The organism is Limnohabitans sp. (genome assembly GCF_044361645.1).
In the GTDB taxonomy this organism is placed as follows: Bacteria; Pseudomonadota; Gammaproteobacteria; order Burkholderiales; family Burkholderiaceae_C; genus Limnohabitans_A.
This window is the reverse complement of record NZ_JBIKIL010000208.1, coordinates 1-3,079: the sequence shown is the minus strand read 5'-3', so window position 1 is coordinate 3,079 and position 3,079 is coordinate 1. Positions and strand designations below refer to the sequence as shown.

Here is a 3,079-nt window from a genome sequence, read left to right as displayed (position 1 = left end):
CCGACCTGGGACTGATTGCGCCCATGTACGCGCACCTTGGGCGTGACCCCTACCCGACAGCGCTGATGAAAAAGCGCGCGCCCAACGTGGCGCGCTGGGTAGAGCGCATGCAATTGCCCAACACACCCGATGGCGAATTTGCACCGCATGAAGCCGATTGGCTGCCCGATGACGCCATCCCCACCACGTTGGAGCCGTTGTTGGCCTTGATGTTCAAGGACTGGGGTCCCCAACTGAGTGCCGACATGGCGAGCTACCAGAAATGGTGCGATGCCCAACCGGATGCGCCATCAGGTCAATTGATTCACTTCAACAATGACCCCATGGTGCACCCCACTGTGGGCATGGTGCGCTTCACATGGCGTGGTGTGCAGGTGCAACGTGCCAGTGCCGTGCATGGCTTGTGGTTGTTTCAAATGGCCCAGCTTGCTGCACAAACTTTGCCCGGTGAGGCCGCGCAAAACCTGGCGGCGCTGTTGCAGCGCACCGGTGGGCAGGGGGTGATGGCCTTGACTATGCCCCGCCAGATGGAGCGACGAAACAACGTGCTGGTGCTCAAGTAATAGAAGACCCGTTTTCACCCAAGGCGCTTGCTTCACTTCAGCGTCAGGGTAGGCAAGATTTCAATCATCAGGAGATTTCAATGAATGACACAGTGCAGGTGAACGTCGATGAAGGCGTCATGACGGTCACGATCAATCGCCCGCAAGCCATGAATGCGGTCAACCGCGAAGTTGCCGAGGGCATCGCTGTGGCCATGATCGCGTTGGACAGAAACCCGGCAATTCGCTTGGCGATTCTGACGGGTGCGGGCGGGATGTTTTGCTCGGGCATGGATTTGAAAGCCTATGTCCGCGGCGAGTCGCCCTTCATCGATGGCCGCGGCTTTGGCGGACTTTGTAGCAAACCGCCCCAAAAGCCGCTGATTGCAGCGGTCGAGGGTTTTGCGCTGGCTGGAGGGTTTGAGCTGGCCATGGCTTGCGACCTCATCGTGGCGGGCGATGGCGCACGCTTTGGCACGCCCGAGGTGAAGGTCGGATTGATTGCCGGTGCTGGCGGGCTGCTGCGTACGCCACGCCAGATTCCCCAACGCGTTGCCATGGAAATGGCCCTGACGGGCGAGATGATCAGCGCAGCGCGTGCCTATGAGTTGGGGCTGGTCAATCGGGTTGTGGCTTCAGGGGGTGCTTTAACTGCCGCCATGACGCTGGCGCGCGTGATCGCAGCCAACGGACCTCTCGCCGTAGCCGCCAGCAAGAAAGTCGGCTGCGAGTCGCAAGACTGGTTGTCCAGCGAAATGTTTGCTCGGCAAGAACCCTTGCTTAAAGCGATCGCCAAAAGCAAAGACGCCCTGGAGGGCGCAACCGCTTTCGCTGAAAAGCGCCGTCCGAATTGGCAGGGCTGCTGAGCGACGAACAAGCCATCGAGCTGTTTTGCACAATTTTCTTTGGAACTGACATGAATACCCTGGTTCGTTACGACTTGAACAACGATGTGGCCACGCTTCGCATGGACGACGGCAAAGCCAACGTCATGAACATCGCCATGCTGGCCACCCTGAATGAGGCGCTGGATCGCGCAGAAAAAGAAGCCAAGGTGGTGGTCTTGTATGGCCGTGCAGGGTCCTTCTCGGGTGGTTTTGATTTGGGGGTTTTCAAGCGTGGCGGCCCTGACGTGCAGACCATGTTGGAAGCGGGCTTGCGCCTGTGCGCGCGCTTGGTGGACTATCCACTGCCGGTGATCGCCGCTTGCACGGGTCATGCTGTTGCGCTGGGGGCGATCTTGCTGCTTTCATGCGACCTGCGGGTCGGTATCGATGTGGGCGCCCGGTTCCAGATCAATGAGGTACGGTTAGGCATGGTCTTGCCGCGAGTCACTGTGGAGGTCTGTCGCAGAAAGCTGGCGCCAGCGCAAATGCAAACCGCGACAACGCTGGGTATGCCCTTTACACCGGCATCTGCACTGCAGGCGGGCTTTGTCGACGAACTGGTGCCCGCTTACGCCATGCAAGCAACTGTGCAAAGGCACTGCGCTGATCTTCTCATGCTGGACTCGAAGACTTTTGCCATGAACAAGCGCCGCATCAATGCGGAGGTGACAGAGGCGATGGCCGTCGCCATCCAGGCCGATATGGCGCAATGGCAGGCGCAGGACATGGGCGCGGCGTCAAGCTGAGTTGGGTGCTAGATTTTTGGAGTCACCCTGTTCAGTTACAAGCAGCGGTGGACTCCATGGTCCCGTTTTTGTGGTGCATGGGTGCCACGTTTTTCTTTCAATTCAAGAGACACACAACATGAGCAATTCCTCGGACATGCTGGCCCTGCAAAGGCTTTACCACTGGGAGGCGACTGCGCCCCACCGCGTGTGCTTCACACAGCCTGTCGGGCAGGGTGTGGTCCAGACCTTCACTTGGTCTGAAGTTACGCACCAAGTGCGCTGCATGGCCAACCATCTTTTGTCTCTGGGCTATCCGCCCGGCAGTCGGATTGCGATTTGGGGCAAAAACACCGCCCATTGGCTCATGGCCGATTGGGCCATCTGGATGGCAGGCCATGTATCCGTGCCTCTGTATCCCACGCTGGCCACCAAGACGGTGCGGCAAATTCTGGACCACAGTGGCGCATGTCTGATGTTTGTCGGCAAGCTCGATGATCCGGATGCGATGAGGGCAGGGGTTCCTGAACAGCTGCCTTGCATCAACTTGCCATTGAGCCCTCAATGGCCTGGTGCAGACTGGTCAGAGATCGTTCGTTTGGGGGCCCCCCTTGCGGGCCAGGTTGTTCGTCCCGCGCAAGACCTGTGTACGGTGATGTACACCTCGGGCACCACCGGCAACCCCAAAGGTGTGATGCACAGTTTTGGCACATTACAAACGATCATTGCGCAGGGGCTGGAGCGCATTCCTCTGAACGAGAACGACAGGATGCTGTCATATTTGCCACTGTCGCACATCGCTGAACGGGGCCTGGTTGAGCACATGCTGTTGGCCACGGGCATGCAAGTCTTTTTTGCGGAGTCGCAAGAAACGTTTGCAAAGGACTTGCAACGCGCACGCCCTACATTTTTCTTTTCTGTGCCC

4 protein-coding genes are annotated in these 3,079 nt (G+C 58.6%); all 4 read left to right on the top strand.

The genetic code is table 11. From position 1 onward, the window contains the following. The coding region (locus tag ACIQ39_RS19080) for a hypothetical protein (protein WP_396436159.1) at positions 1–563 on the top strand (563 nt) is incomplete at its 5' end. A gap of 80 nt (positions 564–643) precedes the next feature. Beyond that, on the top strand, positions 644–1,408 hold the full coding sequence (locus ACIQ39_RS19075) for a crotonase/enoyl-CoA hydratase family protein (RefSeq protein ID WP_396436158.1): 765 nt from the start codon (positions 644–646) through the stop codon (positions 1,406–1,408). Positions 1,409–1,458: 50 nt separating this feature from the next. Further along, on the top strand, positions 1,459–2,175 hold the full coding sequence (locus tag ACIQ39_RS19070; protein WP_396436157.1) for a crotonase/enoyl-CoA hydratase family protein: 717 nt from the start codon (positions 1,459–1,461) through the stop codon (positions 2,173–2,175). A 118-nt stretch (positions 2,176–2,293) separates the two neighbouring features. After that, positions 2,294–3,079: AMP-binding protein (locus ACIQ39_RS19065; protein WP_396436156.1), on the top strand; the 786-nt coding region annotated here is incomplete at its 3' end.